The 21,827-nt window shown below is 71.0% G+C and carries 19 protein-coding genes; 15 read left to right on the top strand and 4 right to left on the bottom strand.

Annotation, left to right across the window (positions count from 1 at the left end; all coding sequences use genetic code 11):
• Positions 1 to 270 precede the first annotated feature (270 nt).
• Positions 271 to 1,542 (bottom strand): THUMP-like domain-containing protein, encoded by a 1,272-nt coding sequence (locus tag ACRWK8_RS23485; RefSeq protein WP_431872890.1) that lies wholly within the window; start codon positions 1,540 to 1,542, stop codon positions 271 to 273.
• Positions 1,543 to 1,767: 225 nt separating this feature from the next.
• Between ACRWK8_RS23485 and groES the strand changes: the two genes are divergently transcribed.
• The 3 genes from groES (at position 1,768) to ACRWK8_RS23470 (ending at position 4,630) form a co-directional block, all read left to right on the top strand.
• Entirely contained in the window at positions 1,768 to 2,076 is a 309-nt protein-coding gene (gene groES / locus ACRWK8_RS23480) for a co-chaperone GroES (RefSeq protein WP_017543880.1), read from the top strand.
• A 103-nt stretch (positions 2,077 to 2,179) separates the two neighbouring features.
• A complete protein-coding gene (groL, locus tag ACRWK8_RS23475) occupies positions 2,180 to 3,784 on the top strand; it encodes a chaperonin GroEL (RefSeq protein ID WP_378742112.1) in 1,605 nt (534 codons plus the stop codon).
• A gap of 195 nt (positions 3,785 to 3,979) precedes the next feature.
• Positions 3,980 to 4,630, top strand: a complete 651-nt coding sequence (locus ACRWK8_RS23470) for a sigma-70 family RNA polymerase sigma factor (protein WP_378742114.1) — start codon at positions 3,980 to 3,982, stop codon at positions 4,628 to 4,630.
• A gap of 127 nt (positions 4,631 to 4,757) precedes the next feature.
• Here ACRWK8_RS23470 and ACRWK8_RS23465 read toward each other — a convergent pair whose 3' ends face one another.
• Positions 4,758 to 5,216: an Lrp/AsnC family transcriptional regulator gene (locus ACRWK8_RS23465; protein ID WP_431872889.1), complete on the bottom strand. Its 459-nt coding sequence runs from the start codon at positions 5,214 to 5,216 to the stop codon at positions 4,758 to 4,760.
• Positions 5,217 to 5,278: 62 nt separating this feature from the next.
• Here ACRWK8_RS23465 and ACRWK8_RS23460 point away from each other — a divergent pair, with 62 nt between their 5' ends.
• The 8 genes from ACRWK8_RS23460 (at position 5,279) to ACRWK8_RS23425 (ending at position 14,634) form a co-directional block, all read left to right on the top strand.
• Positions 5,279 to 5,971 carry an AzlC family ABC transporter permease gene (locus ACRWK8_RS23460; RefSeq protein ID WP_431872888.1) on the top strand — a complete coding sequence of 231 codons (693 nt, stop codon included), beginning with the start codon at positions 5,279 to 5,281 and terminating at the stop codon, positions 5,969 to 5,971.
• Positions 5,964 to 6,293, top strand: a complete 330-nt coding sequence (locus ACRWK8_RS23455) for a branched-chain amino acid transporter permease (RefSeq protein ID WP_378742120.1) — start codon at positions 5,964 to 5,966, stop codon at positions 6,291 to 6,293. The genes ACRWK8_RS23460 and ACRWK8_RS23455 overlap by 8 nt, the downstream gene beginning before the upstream one ends.
• A 187-nt stretch (positions 6,294 to 6,480) precedes the next feature.
• On the top strand, positions 6,481 to 7,971 hold the full coding sequence (gene guaB / locus ACRWK8_RS23450) for an IMP dehydrogenase (protein ID WP_378742122.1): 1,491 nt from the start codon (positions 6,481 to 6,483) through the stop codon (positions 7,969 to 7,971).
• A 120-nt stretch (positions 7,972 to 8,091) separates the two neighbouring features.
• On the top strand, positions 8,092 to 9,198 hold the full coding sequence (locus tag ACRWK8_RS23445; protein ID WP_378742451.1) for a GuaB3 family IMP dehydrogenase-related protein: 1,107 nt from the start codon (positions 8,092 to 8,094) through the stop codon (positions 9,196 to 9,198).
• Positions 9,199 to 9,379: 181 nt separating this feature from the next.
• Complete coding sequence (locus ACRWK8_RS23440) at positions 9,380 to 10,354, top strand: lytic transglycosylase domain-containing protein (protein WP_378742124.1); 975 nt, start codon at positions 9,380 to 9,382, stop codon at positions 10,352 to 10,354.
• 151 nt (positions 10,355 to 10,505) lie between these two features.
• Positions 10,506 to 12,239, top strand: a complete 1,734-nt coding sequence (locus ACRWK8_RS23435; RefSeq protein WP_378742126.1) for a glycerol-3-phosphate dehydrogenase/oxidase — start codon at positions 10,506 to 10,508, stop codon at positions 12,237 to 12,239.
• A 147-nt stretch (positions 12,240 to 12,386) separates the two neighbouring features.
• On the top strand, positions 12,387 to 13,091 hold the full coding sequence (locus ACRWK8_RS23430; RefSeq protein WP_378742128.1) for a response regulator transcription factor: 705 nt from the start codon (positions 12,387 to 12,389) through the stop codon (positions 13,089 to 13,091).
• 67 nt (positions 13,092 to 13,158) lie between these two features.
• Positions 13,159 to 14,634, top strand: coding sequence for a sensor histidine kinase (locus tag ACRWK8_RS23425; RefSeq protein WP_431872887.1), 1,476 nt, complete (start codon positions 13,159 to 13,161; stop codon positions 14,632 to 14,634).
• 150 nt (positions 14,635 to 14,784) lie between these two features.
• Here the strand turns inward: ACRWK8_RS23425 and ACRWK8_RS23420 are convergent, their stop codons facing one another.
• The gene (locus ACRWK8_RS23420) at positions 14,785 to 15,354 is read right to left on the bottom strand and encodes a TetR/AcrR family transcriptional regulator (protein WP_378742133.1); all 570 of its coding nucleotides are present in this window, start codon (positions 15,352 to 15,354) and stop codon (positions 14,785 to 14,787) included.
• A 101-nt stretch (positions 15,355 to 15,455) separates the two neighbouring features.
• On the opposite strand from ACRWK8_RS23420, the gene ACRWK8_RS23415 reads away from it, so the two are divergent.
• A complete protein-coding gene (locus tag ACRWK8_RS23415) occupies positions 15,456 to 16,364 on the top strand; it encodes an alpha/beta hydrolase family protein (RefSeq protein WP_431872886.1) in 909 nt (302 codons plus the stop codon).
• An 88-nt stretch (positions 16,365 to 16,452) separates the two neighbouring features.
• Here the strand turns inward: ACRWK8_RS23415 and ACRWK8_RS23410 are convergent, their stop codons facing one another.
• Positions 16,453 to 17,517, bottom strand: a complete 1,065-nt coding sequence (locus tag ACRWK8_RS23410) for a TAXI family TRAP transporter solute-binding subunit (protein WP_431872885.1) — start codon at positions 17,515 to 17,517, stop codon at positions 16,453 to 16,455.
• Positions 17,518 to 17,754: 237 nt separating this feature from the next.
• Here ACRWK8_RS23410 and ACRWK8_RS23405 point away from each other — a divergent pair, with 237 nt between their 5' ends.
• From ACRWK8_RS23405 to ACRWK8_RS23395, 3 genes are all read left to right on the top strand, one after another.
• Positions 17,755 to 18,828, top strand: a complete 1,074-nt coding sequence (locus ACRWK8_RS23405; protein WP_378742140.1) for a TAXI family TRAP transporter solute-binding subunit — start codon at positions 17,755 to 17,757, stop codon at positions 18,826 to 18,828.
• Between the two features lie 13 nt (positions 18,829 to 18,841).
• The gene (locus tag ACRWK8_RS23400; RefSeq protein WP_431872884.1) at positions 18,842 to 19,417 is read left to right on the top strand and encodes a DUF1850 domain-containing protein; all 576 of its coding nucleotides are present in this window, start codon (positions 18,842 to 18,844) and stop codon (positions 19,415 to 19,417) included.
• A 99-nt stretch (positions 19,418 to 19,516) separates the two neighbouring features.
• Positions 19,517 to 21,808, top strand: coding sequence for a TRAP transporter permease (locus ACRWK8_RS23395; protein WP_431872883.1), 2,292 nt, complete (start codon positions 19,517 to 19,519; stop codon positions 21,806 to 21,808).
• Positions 21,809 to 21,827: the final 19 nt, after the last annotated feature.

Below are 21,827 nucleotides of genomic sequence, written 5' to 3'. Positions count from 1 at the left end.
ATGTGACCGAAGTGTGACTGTGTGTATACAAGGGGGGCGTGGGTCCGGTGCCGACCGAACCGCTGAACGGATCACACGAGCACGGCCTTCCGGAGAACCCATGAGAAGGGAAAGAAATCTGCGGCGCCAGTTTAACGACACAGTCCCACGAGACCCCAGGGGTCCGCGAAAGATATGGGTACGGGAGATAACGATATGGTCTGCGCGGCCGGTTCCGAATGTGGCCCCGGTCGCACTCGAACGCGGGCCGAGGCGGTGCTTCCGGAGGTCCTATCCCGCCTCGGTTTCACGGCACAGCAGGTAGAACGGTTTCTCGCCGATTCGTGTGAGGACGACCGTCACCGATTCCGGTCCCGAGGCGCGCAGATCACGTCGGAGTTTCTCGGTGTCCACCGCCGAACCGCGTTTCTTGATCGTTACCGTTCCGGCCTTGTGCGCACGCACCGAGGAGCGCACGCGTTTCAGTGAGAACGGCGCGAACTCCAGCACCTCCAGCACCCGCCACAGGGGTGAGCGCTCGGGCCGGTCCGAGGTGAAGTAGGCGATCCGCTCGTCCAGCAGCGCGCCGTCCACCCGTGCCGCCGCCTCCGCCACGAGGTGGGAGCGGACCACGGCCGGGTCCGGGTCGTACAGGTAGCGCCGGGCGGGCGCGACCGGCGCCGGGCCCAGGCCCGTCTCCTCGTCCAGGTGCGCCACCGCGCCCTCGCTCGCCAACAGGCCCGCGCGCTCGTGCAGCACCGTCGCGCGCCGTCGTGGCCCGTCCGGGCCGAAGCCCAGCCCGCCGAACCACAGAGCGGTCTCCTTCAACTCCCCGTCCACCGAGATCCACTCGGCTGACGCGGCGGGGGAGAGGACCTCGTGCGGAATCCCCGGGGCGGCCTTCAGGCACGCGGCCTCCGCACCCTCCGCCAGTCGGGTGGCCACGTCCCACGGTGGCGAGTAGGCGGCCGGGTCGAACACCCGGCCCCGCCCTCCGCGCCGGGCCGGGTCGCAGAACAGCAGGGGGTGGTCACCCACCGCGACCCCGTTCACGTCACCCTCCCGGACCCGGGCGTGCGCGGACAGCCCCAACGCCTCGATGTTGGCCCGGGCCACCGCCACGGTCAGGGGGTCGGCGTCCACGCCCTCCACCGGCACGCCGCGCCCGGCCAGGGCCAGGAGGTCGGCGCCGATCCCGCAGCACAGGTCGCCCGCGACGGCGCCCCCGGCCACCGAGGCGGGCAGGTGCCCGGCGGTGCGCTCGGCGCGGTACTCGGCCACGCTCCGGCGGGTGGACTGCTCCAGGCCGTTCGGGGTGAAGAACATGCGCGCGGCGTTCTCCCCGAACTTGGCCCGGCCGCGCTCCCGCAGGCCCACCTGGGTCATCACGGCGTTGACCAGTTCGGAAACCGGGAGGTCGGGGGCGAGCGCGGCGACCCGTGGGTCGGCGCGCAGCCGCGACGCGGTGGCCAGGGGGTCGCTGGCCGTGGCGGCGGGGTCCACCCCGGCGAGGACCTCCCGTCCCGCGTCGGTGAGCAGCGCCGAGAACGCGGGGACGCGCATGGAACCTCCTGCTGTGGGCACGACGGTGGGGCGGGCCCGCCCGTCGGTCCGGGCCCCCGCCACATTTCCATTCTGGCACTCTCGGGGGTAGAGTGCTAAACGCGACGAGGCCGGTCTGGCACCCGCGACGACAGGCCGCCGCGGTCGCCCCTTTTACGTGGTCGGTTCGTGCTCACGCATGGCCGACGTCAGATACACCGAGACTTTGAAGGGGGAGGTCACACCGTGTCGACCGCCACCAAGACCGTGCTGAAGCCGCTCGAGGACCGCGTCGTGGTCAGGACCCTGGAGGCTGAGCAGACCACCGCCTCCGGTCTGGTCATCCCGGACACCGCCAAGGAGAAGCCCCAGGAGGGCGAGATCCTGGCCGTGGGTCCCGGTCGCCTTGACGACAACGGCAAGCGCGTCGCCCTCGACGTGAACGTCGGCGACGTCGTCCTCTACAGCAAGTACGGCGGCACCGAGGTCAAGTACGACGGCCAGGAGTACCTGGTTCTCTCCGCCCGCGACCTCCTCGCGGTCGTCGAGAAGTAGCTCTCGGCGCAGAGCCTTCGAACATCCCGCACCGGTCGGCCCTGAAGCCGGGCGGGGCGGGATGTTCTCTTTCGACCCGAACCGTTAGAGGAAGTACTCACACATGCCGAAGATCCTGGAGTTCGAGGACGACGCCCGCCGCGCCCTCGAGCGGGGCGTGGACCGCCTCGCCAACGCCGTCAAGGTGACGCTCGGCCCGCGCGGCCGCAACGTCGTCATCGACAAGAAGTTCGGTGCCCCCACCATCACGAACGACGGCGTGACCGTCGCGCGTGAGATCGAGCTGGACGAGCCCTACGAGAACCTGGGCGCCCAGCTGGTCAAGGAGGTCGCCACCAAGACCAACGACGCCGCCGGTGACGGCACCACGACCGCCACCGTTCTGGCGCAGGCGCTGGTCCGCGAGGGCCTGCGCAGCGTCGCCGCCGGTGCCTCCCCGATGTCCCTCAAGAAGGGCATCGACGCCGCGGCCGTCCGGGTCTCCGAGATCCTGCTCGAGCGCGCCGTGCCGATCAAGGAGCGCGCCGACATCGCCTACGTGGCGACCAACTCCGCTCAGGACGCCCAGATCGGCGACCTCATCGCCGAGGCCTTCGACAAGGTCGGCAAGGACGGCGTCATCACGGTGGAGGAGTCCCCGACCTTCGGTCTGGAGCTCGACTTCACCGAGGGCCTCCAGTTCGACAAGGGCTACATCTCGCCCTACTTCGTCACCGACGGAGACCGTCAGGAGGCCGTCCTCGAGGACGCGCAGATCCTGATCAGCCAGGGCAAGATCGGCAACCTGAACGAGCTGCTCCCGCTGCTGGAGCAGGTCGTGCAGAGCAAGAAGCCGCTGCTGATCATCGCTGAGGACGTCGAGGGCGACGCCCTGGGCGCCCTGGTGCTCAACCGCATGCGCGGCACCCTCAACGTCGCCGCGGTCAAGGCGCCCGGCTTCGGCGAGCGCCGCAAGGCCATGCTCCAGGACATCGCCGTGCTCACCGGCGGCCAGGTCATCTCCGAGGAGGTCGGCCTGACCCTGGAGAACGCGGACCTGTCCGTGCTGGGCTCGGCCCGCCGCATCACCATCACCAAGGACACCACCACCGTCGTCGACGGTGGCGGCGAGCAGTCCGAGGTGGAGGACCGCGTTCGCCAGATCCGTAAGGAGATCGAGGCGAGCGACTCCGACTGGGACCGCGAGAAGCTCCAGGAGCGCCTGGCCAAGCTCGCGGGCGGCGTGTCCGTGCTGAGCGTCGGCGCGGCCACCGAGGTCGAGCTCAAGGAGAAGAAGCACCGTCTCGAGGACGCCATCTCGGCGACTCGCGCGGCCATCGAGGAGGGCATCGTCGCCGGTGGCGGCGCCTCCCTGGTGCACGCCTCCACCGCTCTGGACGACCTCGGCCTGACCGGCGACGAGGCCACGGGTGCGGCGATCGTCCGCCGCGCGCTGGTCGAGCCCGCCCGGTGGATCGCGGAGAACGCGGGCGCCGAGGGCTACGTGGTCACCCACCGCGTCTCCGAGATGGAGGTCGGTCACGGCTACAACGCCGCCACCGGCACCTACGGCGACCTGACCGCCGAGGGCATCCTCGACCCGGTCAAGGTCTCCCGCTCGGCCGTCCAGAACGCCGCTTCCATCGCGGGCATGCTGCTGACCACCGAGGTGCTGGTCGCGGACAAGCCCGAGGAGGACGCGGACGACGGTCACGGCCACGCCCACTAGGGACGTCGGTCGGTGTCCGTGAGGGCCCGGTCCGGGGGTGGGGCGCGCTGTCGTCCCACCCCCGCCCACTACCACGAGAGACCCGTTTCACACTCGCGACTACGTACCGTTTTCGGGCTATTTTCCCAAAATGTAACCATTCTGTAGTTGCTGATTGGAGTGGTTGGGTCCTCAACTGCGGGCATCATTCCTAACGTGACGGATGCAGGCGCCCGCGAGGGCGTTACCGCGCAGCGGCCAGGTACGCCCCCGGGGCACGAGGAGGCGGACCCCGCTCCGAGTGACACGGGGTTGAACCATCTGGGCTCACTCGCCGTCCGGGGCGACGACGGGGCCATGGACTCGCTCCTGCGCGAGGTCAGACCCATGGTGGTGCGGTACTGCCGGACCCGCCTGGCGCGGGTCGCGGGCCTGGCACACTACTCGGACGACGTCGCGCAGGAAGTGTGTATCGCCCTGCTCACGGCCGTCCCCCGTTACCAGGACCGGGGCAGGCCCTTCGCCTCGTTCGTGTTCGGCATCGCCGCGCACAAGGTCGCGGACACCCTCCGCGTGGCCGGTCGGGTGGAGACGGTCCCCACCGACACCGTGCCCGAACAGCCGGACGACGGTCCCGGCCCCGAGGAGTCGGCGGTCCGCGTGTCCGAGGCCCAGCGGGCCAGGGCCCTCCTCGACGAACTGCCCGAACAGCAGCGCACACTGCTGGTGATGCGGGTGATCACAGGACTCACAGCAGACGAGACGGGACATCTCCTTGGCATGTCGGCAGGCGCGGTACGGGTTGCCCAGCACCGAGCTATTGCTCGGCTTCGGAAGGTGGCCCTGGCGAACCGCGTCCTCCCCTGAGCACCGCGCCTCCCGCCCCGGAAGGCGCCGGTGCCCCTCGCGTCTCCGCCAGCGCGGCTACTGCCGCTACCCCCGCTGAGATCGCCGGGGCCGTTCCCCACGACGCGCGGAACGGCCCCCGAGACGGTCAGTCGTCGCTCTTGAGGGTCTTCATGGTCAGGTGGGACTCCACTCTCAGCACGGCGGGATGCCCCATCAGCCTGCTGGTGAGGAAGGCCTCGTAGGCGACGTGGTCAGCGACCCTCACCCGGAGGAAGTAGTCGGGGCGGCCGTACATCCGGCGGAACTCCACGATCTCCTCGTAGGCCGCCACGGTCTCCTCGAACTCCTGGACGGTCGCACTGTCCTGGGCGTAGATCTCCACGTCGAGGAGCACCTCCAGCCCCCGGCCCAGCCGCTCGGAGTCCACCACGGCCCGGTACCCCGTGATGACCCCCGACTCCTCCAGCCGCTTGACCCGGCGCAGGCAGGGAGGCGGGGTCAGCCCCACCCGACGCGCCAACTCGACGTTGGACAACCGGCCGTCCTGGCGTAGTTGGAACAGGATTTCGCGGTCGACCCCATCGAGTGCATGTTCGTTGCTCATCCGGTCATTCTAGGGCTCAGGAACGAAACCATATAAGGCTCGATCTTTTCTAAAATGTCCTCATGCCTAGGAAATCTGACCTGCGGTCGGCCTTCGCCGACTCCGCACCGGTGGGCCTGGCGCTCGTCCCGCTCGGTCTGGCCTTCGGAGTGCTCGTGGTCCAGGCGGGCCTGGACTGGTGGTGGGCCGGGGTGTCGGCCGCGCTCGTCTACGCCGGATCGTTCGAGTTCCTGCTGATCGGCATGGTCACCGCCGCCGCCCCGCTGACCGCGATCGCCGCGGCCGCGTTGATGGTGAACTTCCGCCACGTCTTCTACGCCCTGTCGTTTCCCCTGGACCGGATCAGGGGTCGCGCGGGCAGGGCCTACGCCACGTTCGCGCTCACCGACGAGGCCTACGCCCTGACCGCGTCCGAGCGCGCCCGCGCCTGGACGGGGCGGCGCGTCCTGTACTCACAGCTGTTCATGCACCTGTACTGGACTGGGAGCGCGACCGTCGGAGCCCTGCTCGGCGGCCTCATTCCCGAGGGCGTTCAGGGGCTGGACTTCGCCCTCACCGCACTGTTCACCGTGCTGGCCCTGGACGCGCTGCGGGACCTCAGGGGCGAGGTGTCCACCCCGGTGCTCGCGTTCGCGAGTGCCCTGGCCGCGTGGGTCCTCTTCCCCGACCAGATGCTCCTCGTCGCCTTCTCCCTGTTCACGGCTGGTCTGCTCGCTCACCGGCTCGTACTCCGAAGGAAGCCCGCTCATGTCTGACACCCACTACGCCGTGGCCGCCGTCCTGGTCACCGCAGCCGTGACCTGGAGTCTGCGCGCGGCGCCCTTCGCCGCCCTGGCACCGCTGCGCGCCAGTGAGACCATGGGTCACCTCAGCGTCCGCATGCCCGCCGGGGTCATGGTGATCCTGGTCGTGTACTGCCTGAGCGACCTGCCCCTGCCGCAACCGCAGTCCCTGGTGCCGCTGGGCGCTCTGGCCGTCACCGTCGGCCTGCACCTGTGGCGGCGCGAAGCCCTGCTGAGCATCCTGGGCGGCACGGCCGTCCACGTGGTGCTGGCCAGCACACTCGTCCCCCACTGACTCCGTCACCGGCCCCCGGGCCTGCGGCTCGACCAGCGAACCCGCCCCGGGGCGGTGGCCGATTCGTGACCTAGGTGACCGGGCGAACACCGCATTCCACCTGGGCGGTGCCGGACGACGACCTAGGATGAGACGACACGCGGGGGCGATCCGCGCAGGTGTTGCCGGGAACAGCGGAGGTTGTGTCATGAGCCAGGACCACAGCGACTACGGGAGGAAGCTGCTTCCGCCGGGGCTGACCTACGACGACGTCCTGCTGGTACCGGCCTACTCGGACCTCCAGCCGGGCGAGGTGGACACCACGACGAAGCTCTCCCGCAACATCAGCCTCAGCATCCCCCTGCTCTCCGCGGCGATGGACACCGTCACCGAGGCCCGCATGGCCGTGGCGATGGCCCGTCAGGGCGGCGCCGGGGTGCTGCACCGCAACCTCTCCGCCGAGGACCAGGCCGGCCAGATCGACCTCGTGAAGCGCTCCGAGGCGGGCATGGTCACCGACCCGGTCACCTGTCACCCCGAGGACGACCTCGCGGAGGTCGAGCGCCTCTGCGCCCACTACCGCATCTCCGGTGTCCCGGTCACCGACGCCCAGGGCGCGCTGGTGGGCATCGTGACCAACCGCGACATGCGTTTCGAGGACGACCGCTCCCGGCTGGTCCGCGACGTCATGACCACCGAGAACCTGGTCACCGCCCCCGTCGGCGTCAGCCGCGAACGCGCCTTCGAGCTCCTTCGTGAGCACAAGGTCGAGAAGCTTCCCCTGGTCGACGGCCAGAACCGCCTGCGCGGGCTCATCACCGTCAAGGACTTCATCAAGAGCGAGCAGTTCCCGAACGCCACCAAGGACTCCAACGGGCGTCTGGTCGTCGGTGGCGCGGTCGGTGTGGGCACCGAGGCCGAGGAGCGCGCCAAGCTGCTCATCGACGCCGGGGTCGACTTCATCGTGGTCGACACCGCCCACGGCCACTCCTCCGGGCTCGCCGACATGGTCGCCAAGCTCAAGGCCAACTCCCGCGCGGACATCGTCGCGGGCAACGTCGCCACCCGCGCCGGTGCCCAGCTGCTGATCGACGCCGGGGCCGACGCCGTCAAGGTCGGGGTGGGCCCCGGCTCCATCTGCACCACCCGCGTCGTCGCCGGTGTGGGCGCCCCGCAGCTCACCGCCATCCTGGAGGCCGGGCTGGCCTGCGGCCCCGCCGGTGTCCCGCTGATCGCGGACGGTGGCCTCCAGTACTCCGGCGAGATCGCCAAGGCCATCGTCGCCGGTGCCAGCACCGTCATGCTCGGCAGCCTCCTCGCGGGTGTCGAGGAGAGCCCGGGCGAGCTCATCTTCATCAACGGCAAGCAGTTCAAGGCCTACCGGGGCATGGGTTCGCTCGGCGCCATGCGCGGCCGCTCCTTCTCCAAGGACCGCTACGCCCAGGCCGACGTGTCCTCCGAGGACAAGCTGGTTCCCGAGGGCATCGAGGGTCAGGTGCCGTTCCGCGGCCCGCTGTCCGCCGTGGCCCACCAGCTGGTCGGCGGCCTGCACCAGTCCATGTGGTACGCGGGCAGCCGCACCGTGCCGGAGCTGCGCGAGCGCGGCCAGCTGATGCGCATCACCAGCGCGGGGCTGCGCGAGAGCCACCCGCACGACATCAAGATGACCGTGGAAGCGCCGAACTACAACGCGCGCTAGTCGGCGCGGGGACGGCGCCGGATCCGGTCCGACCACGGACGGATAGACTCGCGTCCGCGGTCAAGCGCTGGTCGACCGACCGGCGCCGCACGTCAGAGGGGAAGCGAACAGTTGGCTCAGGTGGAGATCGGGCTGGGCAAGAACGGGCGTCGCGCCTACGAGCTCGACGAGATCGGGATCGTGCCCGCACGACGGACCCGCGACCCGGAGGAGGTGTCGATCGCCTGGCAGATCGACGCCTACCGGTTCGAGACGCCCCTGGTCGTCAGCCCCATGGACAGTGTGGCCTCGCCCAAGACCGTCGTGGCCGTGGGTGAGCAGGGCGGTCTCGGCGTCCTCGACCTCGAGGGTCTGTGGACCCGCTACGAGGACCCGGAGCCGCTGCTCCAGGAGATCCGCGAACTCGACGACGTCGCCGCGACCAAGCGACTCCAGGAGATCTACGCGGCGCCGATCCAGGAGGAGCTGATCGGCCGCCGGATCGAGGAGATCCGTGACGCCGGCCTGGTCACGGCCGCCCGGCTGTCGCCGCAGCGCACCGCCCAGTACCACAAGGCCGTCGTGGACGCCGGGGTCGACATCTTCGTGATCCGCGGCACCACGGTGTCGGCCGAGCACGTCTCCGGGCGCGCCGAGCCGCTCAACCTCAAGCAGTTCATCTACGACCTCGACGTGCCGGTCGTGGTCGGCGGCTGCGCCACCTACACCGCCGCCCTGCACCTGATGCGTACCGGTGCCGCCGGTGTGCTGGTCGGGTTCGGCGGCGGCTCCGGCCACACCACCCGCTCCGTGCTGGGTGTGGCCGTCCCCATGGCCAGCGCCATCGGTGACGTCGCCGCGGCCCGCCGCGACTACCTCGACGAGTCCGGCGGCCGCTACGTGCACGTCATCGCGGACGGCGGCATGACCGGCAGCGGTGACATCGCCAAGGCCCTGGCCTGCGGCGCCGACGCCGTCATGGTGGGGTCCCCGCTGGCCCGCGCCACCGAGGCGCCCGGCGGCGGCTACCACTGGGGCAGCGAGGCGCACCACAACGAACTGCCGCGCGGCGAGCGGGTCGAGGTGGGCACCATCGGTGACCTCAGGTCGATCCTGCACGGCCCGGCCTCCACCAGCGACGGTTCCATGAACCTCATGGGCGCGCTGCGTCGGACCATGGCCACCTCGGGCTACACCGACCTCAAGGAGTTCCAGCGGGTCGAGGTCGTGGTGAACCCGCACCGTTAGGGAGTGACGGCGGGGTTCCTCCCGCAGGTCGGACCAGGCGCGAGTGTGAGGGGGCGTCCCGGTGAACCGGGGCGCCCCCCGCGTCGTCCGAGGGGGGTGCGTCCGAACCGCCACAGTGTGCCACTATGGTGCGTGTTTTTGAGTCTCGTGATCCGATGGTGACTTTCTCTTGGAGGACCGCATGGGTGACAGTGAGTCCGGTGCCCCCGGGGCGACCGGTCCCTCCGAGGTGCCCCGCGCCCAGGAGGAGCCCCGCTCCGCCGAGGCCCGGCGCGAGTCCGGCGCCGCCGAGGCGCGCCGCGCCCGGGGCCACCGTCGGCGCCGCCGACGCGGACCGGCGGTCGCGGTCAGCCTCGCACTGGTCGTCTGCCTGCTGGTGACGGCGGGCGTCGTGGTCCTGGTCGGCCGCGTGTCCAGTGCCCTCAACGACTGGGAGGCGCCGGCCGCCGACGCCACCCCGGAGATCGGCACCATCGAGACCCCTCCGCACGACCAGCTCACCGGGCCACCCGCCCAGACCGGGGTGACCGCCCGGGAGAACGGGGACCCGGACGAGTCCGCCGTCGGCGCGGACGAGCGGTCCGGCCCGGCCGAGGTGCTGCGCCCCAGCGACGAGTGGCTGGACGAGGTCTCCGCGAACACCGGCATCCCGCGCAGGGCCATGGAGGGCTACGCCAGCGCCCAGCTGGTGCTCGACGCCGACCAGTCCTCGTGCCAGCTGTCCTGGCCCACGCTGGCGGGCATCGGCTACGTGGAGTCCCGCCACGGCACCTACGCGGGCGGTGAGCTCGGCCCGGACGGCAACACCACCGTCGACATCATCGGCATCCCGCTGGACGGCACCAACAACACGCAGGCCATCCCCGACACCGACGGTGGTGAGCTGGACGGCGACACCGAGTGGGACCGGGCGATCGGCCCCATGCAGTTCATCCCCAGCACCTGGGCCCGGTGGGGCGAGTCGCTGGAGGGCGGTACCCCCGACCCGCACAACATCGACGACGCCGCCCTGGCCTCCGCCCGCTACCTGTGCGACGAGGGACGCGACCTCACCTCCGCGCAGGACTGGGAGTCGGCGGTCCTGGAGTACAACCGCTCCTCCGCCTACGTCAGCGACGTCCTGGCCTACGCGCACGCCTACGCCGACGCCGCCTGAGTCCCGTTCGGACCGTTCGGACCGGTCCCGGAGGTAATCCGGCGGTATGGGGTGTGGCAACCCACGTCCCTGACGGCCTCCGGTTAGCCTGGGGCCCCACCACTCCGGGTATGCGCCTTGGTGGGACACCGATCGAAAGGGAGGACCATCCATGGCGACCACCTGGTTGGGGCCGAAGGGGCGCACCGAGGCGCTCGCGTCGATGGCCGACGAGGAGCTCGACGTCCTCGTGGTGGGCGGCGGGATCGTGGGCGCGGGCATCGCGCTGGACGCGGTCTCGCGCGGGCTCTCCACGGGTCTGATCGAGGCGCGGGACTTCGCCTCCGGGACGTCCAGCAGGTCCAGCAAGCTCATCCACGGCGGCCTCCGCTACCTGGAACAACTCGACTTCGAGCTGGTCCGCGAGGCCCTGCACGAGCGCGGTCTCCTGCTCACGACCATCGCACCGCACCTGGTCCGCCCGGTGCCGTTCCTCTTCCCGTTCCAGCACCACTGGGAGCGGTTCTACATCGGCGCGGGCGTCACCCTGTACGACACCCTGGCGATGACCTCGCGCAACAACCGGGGGCTGCCCTCGCACCGGCACCTGACCAGGTCCGGCGCGCTCCGGGTCTTCCCCGCGCTCAAGCGCGGCGCCCTGGCCGGGGCGGTCCAGTACTGGGACTGCCAGGTGGACGACGCCCGGTTCGTCACCACCGTCCTGCGCACCGCCGCCGGACTCGGGGCGCGGATCGCCTCGCGGGTCCAGGCCGTCGAGTTCCTGCGCGAGGGCGAGCACGTGGTCGGTGCGACCGCCGCCGACCTGGAGACCGGCGAGAAGAAGCAGATCCGCGCGCGGCAGGTGGTGAACGCCGCCGGTGTGTGGACCGACGACATCCAGGAGATGGTGGGCGGTCGCGGCCAGATCCACGTGAGCGCGTCCAAGGGCGTGCACCTCGTGGTGCCCCGGGACCGCATCCAGGCCTCGTCCGGGATGATCCTCCAGACGGAGAAGAGCGTGCTCTTCGTGATCCCCTGGGGCCGCCACTGGATCATCGGGACCACCGACACCCCCTGGGACCTGGACAAGGAGAACCCGGCGGCGTCGCGGGCCGACATCGACTACGTCCTGGACCACGTCAACCAGGTGTTGCGCACGCCCCTGGGCCGCGACGACGTCGAGGGCGTCTACGCGGGGCTGCGGCCGCTGCTGTCGGGGGAGTCCGAGGAGACCTCGAAGCTCTCCCGTGAACACACGGTCGCGCACCCCGTGCCGGGGCTCGTCCTCATCGCGGGCGGCAAGTACACCACCTACCGGGTCATGGCCAAGGACGCGGTGGACGCGGTCGCGCACGGGCTGGGCGGCGCGGTCCCCGCCTCGGTCACCGACAAGCTGCCGCTGGTGGGCGCGGACGGTTACGCGGCCCTGTACAACCAGCGGCACCGGCTGGCCCGCGACTCCGGACTGCACGTCTCCCGGATCTCGCACCTGTTGCGCCGGTACGGTTCCGGGGTGCACGACGTCCTCGACCTGATCCGGGAGCGGCCGGACCTGCGGGAGCCGCTGAAGGGCGGTGAGGACTACCTGCGGGCCGAGGTCGTCTACGCGGTGGAGGCCGAGGGCGCCCGCCACCTGGAGGACGTCCTGTCCCGGCGCACCCGGATCACCTTCGAGACCTGGGACCGGGGCATCGCCGCCGCCGAGTCCGCCGCCGCGCTCATGGCGGAGCCGCTCGGCTGGACCAGGGAACAGGTCGAGCGCGAGGTGGAGTACTACCGCAAGGGCATCGAGGCCGAGCGCGCCGCACAGGAACAGGACACGGACCAGGAGGCCGACGCGGTCCAGCACGGTGCTCCGGAGATCGTGCCGGACATCCACGTGGGCAGGCCCGGAGGGCGTTCCTGAGGGGTGTCCCCGGGGCGCGGAGCCCCTCGGTCGGGTTCGTATTGTTGCTGATCACTGATCCGGCCGTTGTGGTTTGTGGCACATCGTGGGGTTAGGGTGCGTGGAGTCACCCCCTGTCGCGTTCACCCGCCGAAGGACCCCCGCCCCATGATCAAGGTGCTGCTAGTAGAGGACGACGTGCGCCTCGCCGACGCCCTCGCCGGCGCGCTGGAGACGTACGGCTACGAGGTCGACCAGGTGAGGACCGCGGGGGGCGCCCTGAGCGCGCCCCCCGCGGACATCGTCCTGCTCGACCTCGGCCTGCCCGACATGGACGGAGTGGAACTGTGCCAGCGCATCCGTGAGCGGCCGGACTTCGGGGACACCGCGATCATCATGGTCACCGCCCGCCGACAGCAGCGCGAACGGATCCTCGGACTGCGCTCCGGCGCGGACGACTACGTGGTGAAGCCGTTGGCCATAGAGGAGCTGTGCGCCCGGATGGAGGCGGTCCTGCGCCGTACCGGCGGTCGGGTCGGCACGGTCCTGGAGACCGGGCCGCTGCGGGTGGACCTGTCCACCCGCACCGTCGAGTGTTCCGGCCGCCCCGTGGAGCTGACCCGGAAGGAGTTCGACCTCCTCGTCGTCCTGCTGAGGGAGTCGGGCGGGGTGGTCTCCCGGGAGCACCTCCTGCTCCGTGTCTGGCAGACCGCCTGGCCGGGCACCCTGCGCACCCTCGAAGTGCACATCGGCACGCTCCGGTCGAAGCTGGGTTCGCCCGGGTTGATCCGGACGGTGCGCGGGGTCGGCTACCAGCTCGTGACCAGCGAGTACACGGCCGCCGGGGCCACCGCGGCCCCGGCCTCCCGGTGAGGGGGCGGCTCTGGCGCGGGTCGGGGCCTCGCGTCACGGGGGTCCCGCGCGCGAGAGGGGCACGTTGATGCACCGGCGTGTGGTCACCGTCTACGTCTCCCTGCTGGTGGTCGCCTGCCTGGCGCTGGCCTTCCCCCTGTGCGGGAACATCGCCGCCCGGGGCACCTCCGACATGGTCCTCGACCGGATCAACGACACCGCCCGGTTCGCCGGACTGGCCGAGCCCGGGGTGCTGTCGGGGTCGGAGGGGGCCCTGTCCGGTCTGGTCAGCGAGCTCACGGTCTACGAGCAGGTGTACGGGATCACCGCCGTCGTGGTGGACCGGGACGGTCGGGTGGTGGCCGCCTCACGGCCCGGCCTCACCCTGGAGGACCTGGATCCCCAGGGCCGGTCCGACAGCGAGGAGCCGCTGACGGGGCCGGTGCGCGGCGCGCTGGCGGGCAACCGCAGGGCGGCGGACAGCGTGGTCTGGCCGTGGCAGGACGGGCCACTGGTGGTCGCGGAGCCCATCGGCAGCTCGGGTGAGGTGGTCGGGGCGGCCGTCACCGCCTCACCGACCGGAGCGCTGCGCCGCGCCACCCTCGGACAGTGGGTCGTGGCGTGGCTGGTGGTGACCGCCCTGATGGTGGCGGGCATCGCCGTGGCCGGTCCGCTCACCCGGTGGATCCTGCGGCCCATCGACGACCTGGCCCAGGCCACCCGGGCCGTGAGCGGGGGCAGCCTGGACACGCGGGTGCGGACGGCGGCCGGGCCCGAGGAGCTCCGCAGGCTGGGGGAGTCCTTCAACCAGATGGCCGACACCATCACCTCCATGCTGGAGAGCCAGCGCACCTTCGTGGCCTACGCGGGACACCAGGTGCGCAATCCTTTGGCGGCGCTGCGCCTGCGGGTGGGGGGACTGGCCCGGCACCTGGGCGACGAGGGGCTGCGGGAGCACGGGCTGGCACTGGACGAGGTGGACCGGCTCACCCGGATCTGCGACAGCCTGCTCACCCTGGCGCAGGCCGAGGACGCCGAGCACTCCATGGTGTGGGAGGACGCCAGGGAGGTGGCGGAGCTGAGGGTGGCCGCGTGGGGCCCCATCGCCGACCGCGCGGGTGCCGTGCTGACGTGCTCGGGTGAGGAGTCCGCCCTGGTGCGGTGCGTGGAGGGGACACTGGACCAGGCCCTCGACGCCCTCATCGACAACGCGCTCAAGTTCGGCGGCGCGGGGGTGTGGATCACCGTCCACGTGGGCGCGCCGGTGGGGGAGGGCGACGGCGGGCACCTGGACGTGCACGTGGTGGACGACGGTCCGGGGCTCCCCGACGACCAGCTCGACCAGGCCACACGGGCGTTCTGGCGCGACGGCGGTGGGGGAGGGGGATCCGGGCTGGGGCTGTCCATCGTGGTCACGCTCCTGGAGCTTCAGGGGGCGAGCCTGTCCCTGTCCTCCCGGGAGCCGCACGGGATCGACGCCCGCCTGCGGTTCCGCCTGGCCGCACACACCGAGGACGGGGCCGACGCCGAGTCCGAGTCCGTGGGGGCCCCGGAGAGCGCCTGAGCGGTGTTCCGAGAGGGATCCGGGGCGACGGACGGGCGCGGTCCGCCGGGGGATCCGGCCGGCGAGCGCCTGGCGCCGTCGGAGCCGTTGGTCTCTGGCGGTGACGTCCCGGGGCGGCGTGGTGGCCGGGGATCGGCGGGTCGCACTCCGTCACTCCTCGCGACGGCACCCCCGGAGGAGGATCGCGACCATGCGCTTGGCGTCGGCCTGGTCGTAGTCGGGGCCGGTGATGCAGAGGTTTCCGATGGCGCGCATGAGCGTGTAGGCGCCGATGTCGGGGCCGAGTTCGTCGTGGGCGACGCAGGCGTCGAGCAGCGTGGCGCAGGCCGGGAGGAGGGTGTCGAGCATGAGGGCGTGGAGGTTCTCCATCCCCGGGTCACCGGACCCCAGTGCGGCGCCGAGGCCGTGCTTGGTCACCAGGAAATCCACGAACGCGTCCACCCAGTGCGTCAGGGCGGTGAACGGAGAGGCGGATTCCGCCAGGAGTCGGGGCGCGAGCGCGGCGCAGGTGTCGATCTGGTGCCGGTAGACGGCGGTGACCAGGTCCGCCCGGGTCGGGAAGTTCCGGTAGATCGTGCCGACGCCGACGCCCGCGCGCGCGGCGATGTCGCGGATGGGGGCCTGGACGCCCTGGTCCACGAAGGCCGCCGCCGCGGCGTCCAGCACGGCGTCGCGCGTGCGTCGCGCCTGTGCCTGGCGTACTCCGACGGGTTCCGACACAGGCCCTCCCTTGTTCGCGGAACAGTGTTCCGCTAAATTGGCGGAACGGTGCTCCGCCAAAGTATGGCAGAGCGGCCCCGGGAAGAAAGCACAGGTGCCCCATGCCCTCTCGCCACTCCGACCAGCGCGTCGTCGCGGTCAAGCCCGTCGTCGTCCCCGCGCCCGGCCGCGACGTCGAACTCCGGGTGAAGGTCACCGCTCCCGTATCGGGCCGGGACCTTCCCGTCATCGTGTTCTCCCACGGCAACGCGTGGTCCATGGACGGATACGGGCCCCTCGTCGACCGGTGGGCGGCCGCCGGATTCGTCGTCGTGCAGCCCACCCACCCGGACTCCCGCCGCAACGAGCTCACGTGGGACGACCCGCGCTTCCCCACGATCTGGCGCGTGCGGATCGCGGACCTGCACGCGGTCGTCGACGGTCTCGGTGACCTCCTTCGCCAGGCGGGTGATCTGGAGGACCGCGCCGACCGGGACCGCGTCGCCGTCGTCGGCCACTCCTGGGGTGCCCAGAGCGCCGGTGCGCTCCTCGGCGCGCGGGTGCTCGACGTCGACGGCACCCCCGGGGAGGACTTCTCCCATGCCGCAGTCTCGGCCGGCGCGCTCATCGCCGCGACAGGGACGGGAGACACCCTCACCCCGTTCGCCCTCGAACACCTTCCGTTCATGAGGCCGGACTACTCCACGATGACCGCTCCGACCCTGGTCGTGGCGGGCGGCCGGGACGATTCCCCGCTCTCCACACGGGGGCCGGAGTGGTTCACGGACGCCTACCACCTCAGCCCCGCCCCGAAGAGCCTGCTCGACATCCCCGAGGGCGAGCACACCCTGGGTGGTCTCGCCGGTGAGGCGGTCGCGGAGACCACCGACGAGGACCCCGACCGCGTCGCCCTCGTCGCCGACGTCGTCTCGGCCTACCTCCACCACGCCCTCAGGCTCGACGACGCCGCTTGGACCGCGCTCAACGACGCGGCCGAAGGCGACGGCACGTGGGACATCACCAGCAAGTGAACCCGACGGCCCGCCGCGGCGCCCGGACCGGGCGCACGCGGTGGCGGCGTGGTCTCCGTGTGGGACGTCCGAGGGCCGGGACGGAGCCTCAGGGGCCGAGGACCGGGGTCGAGGCCTCGGACGGCACCGCGGCCTCGGGCGGCGGGCGGTCGTTGGCGTACTTGACCGACCGGTAGTAGTCGACCGCGCCCGGGTGCAGGGGCACCGGCAGGGTCGAGATCGCCGAGCGCGGGTGCAGGTGCAGCGCCACCGGGTGGATCTCGACCAGGTCCGCCTGGAACTCGAAGAGCAACCGCGTGAACTCCTCGGCCTGGTGGTCGGGCATCGCGGAGTTCACCACCAGCAGGCTCGGCACCCCGATCGTCCGCACCGCCGGAACGTCCGCGTAGGTCCCGGCGGGGACCGGCAGCTCCGTGAAGTACTCCCCGTACCGCTCGGTCAGGGCCGGGACCTGGTCGGCCAGGTCCAGCAGGCGCACCGGAACCCGCTCCGCGAGGTCCCCGACCGCCTGGGTCGGTATCCCGCCGGACCAGAAGAACGCGTCCACCCGGCCCTCCTCCAGCGCCCGCGCCGAGTCACCTATGGACAGCTGGAGCCGCTCCACCTCACCGGCCGCGCCGGGGCGCTTCCCCTCGGCCACCGCTGTCAGACCGGACAGGTCCAGGAGCCGGTCCGCCATCATCTCGGTGCCCGAACCGGCCGAACCCACCGACACCGTCCCCCCGGCCAGATCAGCGATCGCGTTCACCGGGGAATCCGCGCGAACCACCACGTGCGTGTGGTTGTCATACAGGCGGGCGATGGCGGAGATCGGCAGCGGCTCCTCGAAGGGCTCCTCGCCGTCCACGGCCAGCGCGGCCACGTCGGAGAGGGTGAACGCCACGTCCAGCGAGCCGTCCGCGACGAGCAGGTTGTTCTCCACGCTCGCGGCGGTCGTCAACGCGGTGATCCAGGTGTCCTGCCGGGAGGCGGTGACCTCAGCCAGTCCGCTGCCGTACACGTGGTAGACCCCGCCCGCGCCGCCGGTTCCGACGGAGAGCCGCAGCGGGGCCGGGTGCAGGGGAGACGCGCAGGTGAGCACCGTCGCCACGACCGCGCACGCGGCCGTGAACCGGGTGACGCTCCAGAGAGGCTGGGGGACGGACGACGCCATGGGCGAACGATACCAACGAGTGTGAAACCTCAGAAGAGGCTCAAATACCTTCTCGGGTCCTGCGGGTTTCGACGTGATGGCGGTTACGTTGCCAGCGGCGGCGGGGCGGGGGCCACGACTGCGTCCCGCGGCCCGCGTGCCGGAGCCGGACCCGGGTTCCGGGCACGGCAGGCGGGTATCCCCCGACTCTCCCGCGCCCCCTGACGCACGAAGCACCTCGAGAGGACCCCCACAACCATGCGACGCTCCACACTGTCTTTGGTCGCCATCCCCGCCAGCGTGCTCATGCTGGCCGCCTGCTCGCAGCCCGCCGAGCAGGCCGCCGAGGACATCGAGCTCGGTGGCGGTGAAGTCCAGAACAACCTCAGCATCGTCACCGGCGGCACGACCGGTGTGTACTACCCCATCGGCGGCGCCCTGCGCGGCATCATCGGTGACAACCTCGAGGGCCAGTCCGCCTCCGTCGAGGCCACCGGCGCCTCCGTCGAGAACATCCGCCTCCTCGGCTCCGGCGAGAGCCACCTGGCCATCGTCCAGGGTGACGCCGCCGACCAGGGCTTCACCGGCACCGGTGACTTCGAGGGCGACCCCGTCGAGACGTACTCGCTCGCGGTCCTGTACCCGAACGTCTTCCACGCGGTGACGCTCCAGAGCATCAAGGAGCGCGAGGGCTTCGACTGCTTCTACGACATCATCGGCAACCGCTACTCCGTCGGTGACATCGGCAGCGGCAACGAGGCCACCACCAACCAGGTCTTCGACTCGCTGGAGATCGGCCCGAGCGAGGTCGAGATCCAGCAGCTGGGCTACGCGGAGACCGCGAACGCCCTGACCAACAACCAGCTCGACGCCGGTTCCTGGGTCGTCGGTGAGGGCCACTCCGGCATCACCGAGCTCGGCACCACCGAGGACATCGCGCTCATCGAGATGTGCGACGACGAGCGCGACGCCATCGTCAGCGGCTACGGCGGCTACACCGAGCACGTCGTCAAGGGCGGCACCTACCCGGGGATCGACGACGACGTGTCGACGATCGCCGTCTGGAACGCGCTGGTCGTGCCCGGCACCTTCAACGAGGACCAGGCCTACGAGATCACCAAGGCGATGTTCGACAACATCGACCAGGTGATCGGCGTGTACGCCCCGGGCGAGGAGTACCTGGTCCCGGAGACGATCGAGAACAGCCCGGTCCCCGTCCACCCGGGCGCCATCCGCTTCTACGAGGAGCAGGGCGTCGAGATCCCCGAGGACCTGCGCCCCGAGGGCACCGAGGCGGGCGACAGCGCCGCCGAGGACACCGACGAAGAGTAGGTCGCACACACCGATGGAACCGACCGCGGTGGGACGATCCGCGGACGCCGAACCCCGGCGTCCGCGGATCTCCGCGCTCCGCCGCGCCGGCCTGTGGCTCGGCGCCGGACTCGGCGCGGCCCTGCTCGTCGGCGCGCTCCTCCCCGTGTGGCCCGCGCTGCGCCTGAGCGTGGACGGCGACCGCCTCGGCCACCTGCCGCTGGCCGAGGGCGAGCAGTTCACCGTCTCCTACGTGCACTCGATCGACCACCTGCCGATCGAGGAGAACATCGAGGTCCGTGACGGCGAACTGGTCGCCGACTCGACCCGCCTGCGCCAGTTCGGCGCGGGCATGGGCCAGATCCCCGGTCAGGGAACCGGCCGCGCCGACGGCGAGTGGTGGGTCATCGAGGACATGAACCGCCACGTCGGTCCGGAGCTCGCGATCCGTGTGGGCACGGCCTCCGTGGACCACCGGCTGCGCACTCCCGACACCGAGGTACGGCTCTCCCCGTGCCTCACCTCCCGCAGGGTGGCCGTCGAGCCCGCCCGGATCTCCACCCTCGTCCTGCTGATCGGCCGCTCACCGCAGCCGGTCTGTGACGAGTAGCAGTCCCTCAGGTCCTCCCCCCGCCTGAAGCACCCTCCGCCGCGTGGTCACCGTGTTCTCACGCACCGCGCGGTCCATCCGTCGAACCCGAGGAAGAACATGGCTGAGAAACCACAGGTGCGGGGTGACGCGCCCCCGACGCCGGAGGAAACCGAGCGGGACGGTCGTGACGACACCGCCACCTCCGCCGCCGAGGAGTCGTCCGAGGTCGGCTTCGGCAAGGGCGGCCGCAGGACCGGGACCTCCGCCGACGCCCTGCCGGACGTCGACGGGCTCGGGGACGACGCCCCGCCGTTCTGGCGCCGGATCGCCGCCGAGCGCTGGGGTGAGGGCCGGTTCGGGCTCGCCATGGGCGGGATCATCCTGCTCCTGGGCATCGCCCTGACCGCCTTCCAGCTCTGGATCGCCCTGCGTTCCGGTCTGGACGCCCGTCAGCAGCGGCTCATGCACCTCATGCTGGTCATGCTGATGGTCTTCATCATCATGCCGCCGTTCAAGAAGTCCACGGTGGAGGGGAACCCGGTCGCGTACGTGGCGGGGGCCGTCCTCGACCTCGTCATGGTCGTCGCGACCGTCGTGGTCAGCTTCTACCCGATCGTGTACCAGGCGGAGCTCGCCCGCCGCGCGGGCGCCTACACCGACCTGGACTGGATCATGGGTCTGGTCGCCATCGTGGTCCTGTTGGAGGCCACCCGGCGCTCCGTCGGCCTGATCATGGTCCTGCTGGTGGCGGCGTTCATCTACTACGCCTGGATCGGCCCGCTGATCCCCGGCGACTTCGGCCACTCCGGCGTCACGATCCAGCGCATCTCCACCCACGCCTACCTGGGCAACGACGGCATCTACGGGCTCACACTCGGGGTCGTCGTCACGTTCGTGTTCGTCTTCATCCTCTTCGGCGCGCTGCTGTCCAAGACCGGCGGCGGCAACTTCTTCGTCGGCCTGGCCTACGTCCTCACCGGACGCATGGTGGGCGGCCCGGCCAAGGGCGCGGTGCTCGGCAGCGCCCTGATGGGTTCGGTCTCCGGCAGCGCCATCGCCAACGTGGTCACCACCGGCCCCTTCACCATCCCGCTGATGAAGAAGGTCGGCTACAAGAAGCACGACGCGGCCGGTGTGGAGGCCGCCGCCTCCACCGGCGGCCAGGTCCTGCCGCCCATCATGGGCGCGGGCGCGTTCCTCATGGCGGAGCGGCTGGGTATCCCCTACGCCGACATCGTCAAGGTCGCGATCATCCCCGCGATCATGTACTTCGCCCTGATGTTCCTGTTCGTGGACATCCTCGCCCGCAAGAACAACATCCGGCCGATGGAGGGGGACGAGATCCCCACCTTCGCCATCGTGATGCGGGCGGGCTGGCACTTCATGGCCCCGCTGGTCCTGCTGATCGTCCTGCTGCTCAACTACGTGCCGCCGACGCAGGCCGGCCTGGCCGCCTGCGGCGCCCTGCTCGTGGTGGCCATGCTGCGCGCGAGCAGCCGCCTCAGCCTCAAGGACTTCCTGGAGGTGTTCGTGATGGCGGCCCGCAGCACCCTGCCGGTCTCCGTGGCGTGCGCCGTGGCGGGCATCATCGTCGGCATGGTCGGCCTCACCGGCCTGGGCCTGGTCTTCTCCGACGTCCTGGTCAACGCCTTCGCGGGCAACCTCTTCATGACCCTGGTGATGGTGGCCCTGGCCTCCCTGATCCTGGGCATCGGCCTGCCGGTGACCGCGTCCTACGTGGTGCTGGTGATCCTGGCCGGTCCGGCGCTGGAGCAGCTCGGCCTGGCGCTGATCGTCGCGCACATGATCGTGTACTGGCTCAGCCAGGACTCCAACGTCACCCCGCCGGTGGCCTTCGCGGCCTTCGCGGCGGCGGGCATCGCGAACTCCAGTCCGATGCGCTCGGGCGTGTCCTCGTGGAAGTTCGCCAAGGGTCTGTACCTGATCCCGCTGCTCATGGCCTACTCGGCGCTCATGGAGGTGGACGGTCCGGTCATCGACCTGGTGATGGCGATCGCCACCGGATCGGTCGCGTTGGCGGCCGGTGCCATGGCGATCGAGGGCTTCTTCCTGCGCCGCACCCTGCTGGGTGAGCGCATCGCGCTGGGGCTCTCCGCCGCCTTGGTCCTGATCGCCCCCGAGTGGAGCGGGTGGACCGAGTCGCTGCTGTCCGTCCAGGTCTCGCCGGACTGGTTCATCGGCGCCGGTACCGTCGCGGGCATCGTGCTCATCACCCTCCAGGTGGTCAACCACCGCCGTGACAAGGCGAAGGGCCTGGTCGCCCCGCTCGGACAGGAGCAGCCGAAGGCCGGGCAGACTGTCGAGACCGCGTCCGAGGAGTCCTCGAAGGACGTCGAGTCCTCCAAGGACGCCGAGGCCGCGGAGACCACGGAGTCCACGAAGGCCTAGCGGTCGGCGTACTCCGGTT

The organism is Nocardiopsis eucommiae (assembly GCF_965344335.1).
GTDB classification, from domain to species: Bacteria; Actinomycetota; Actinomycetes; order Streptosporangiales; family Streptosporangiaceae; genus Nocardiopsis; species Nocardiopsis eucommiae.
Note: the sequence above shows the minus strand (reverse complement) of the source record. Positions and strands in the feature narration are given on the sequence as shown.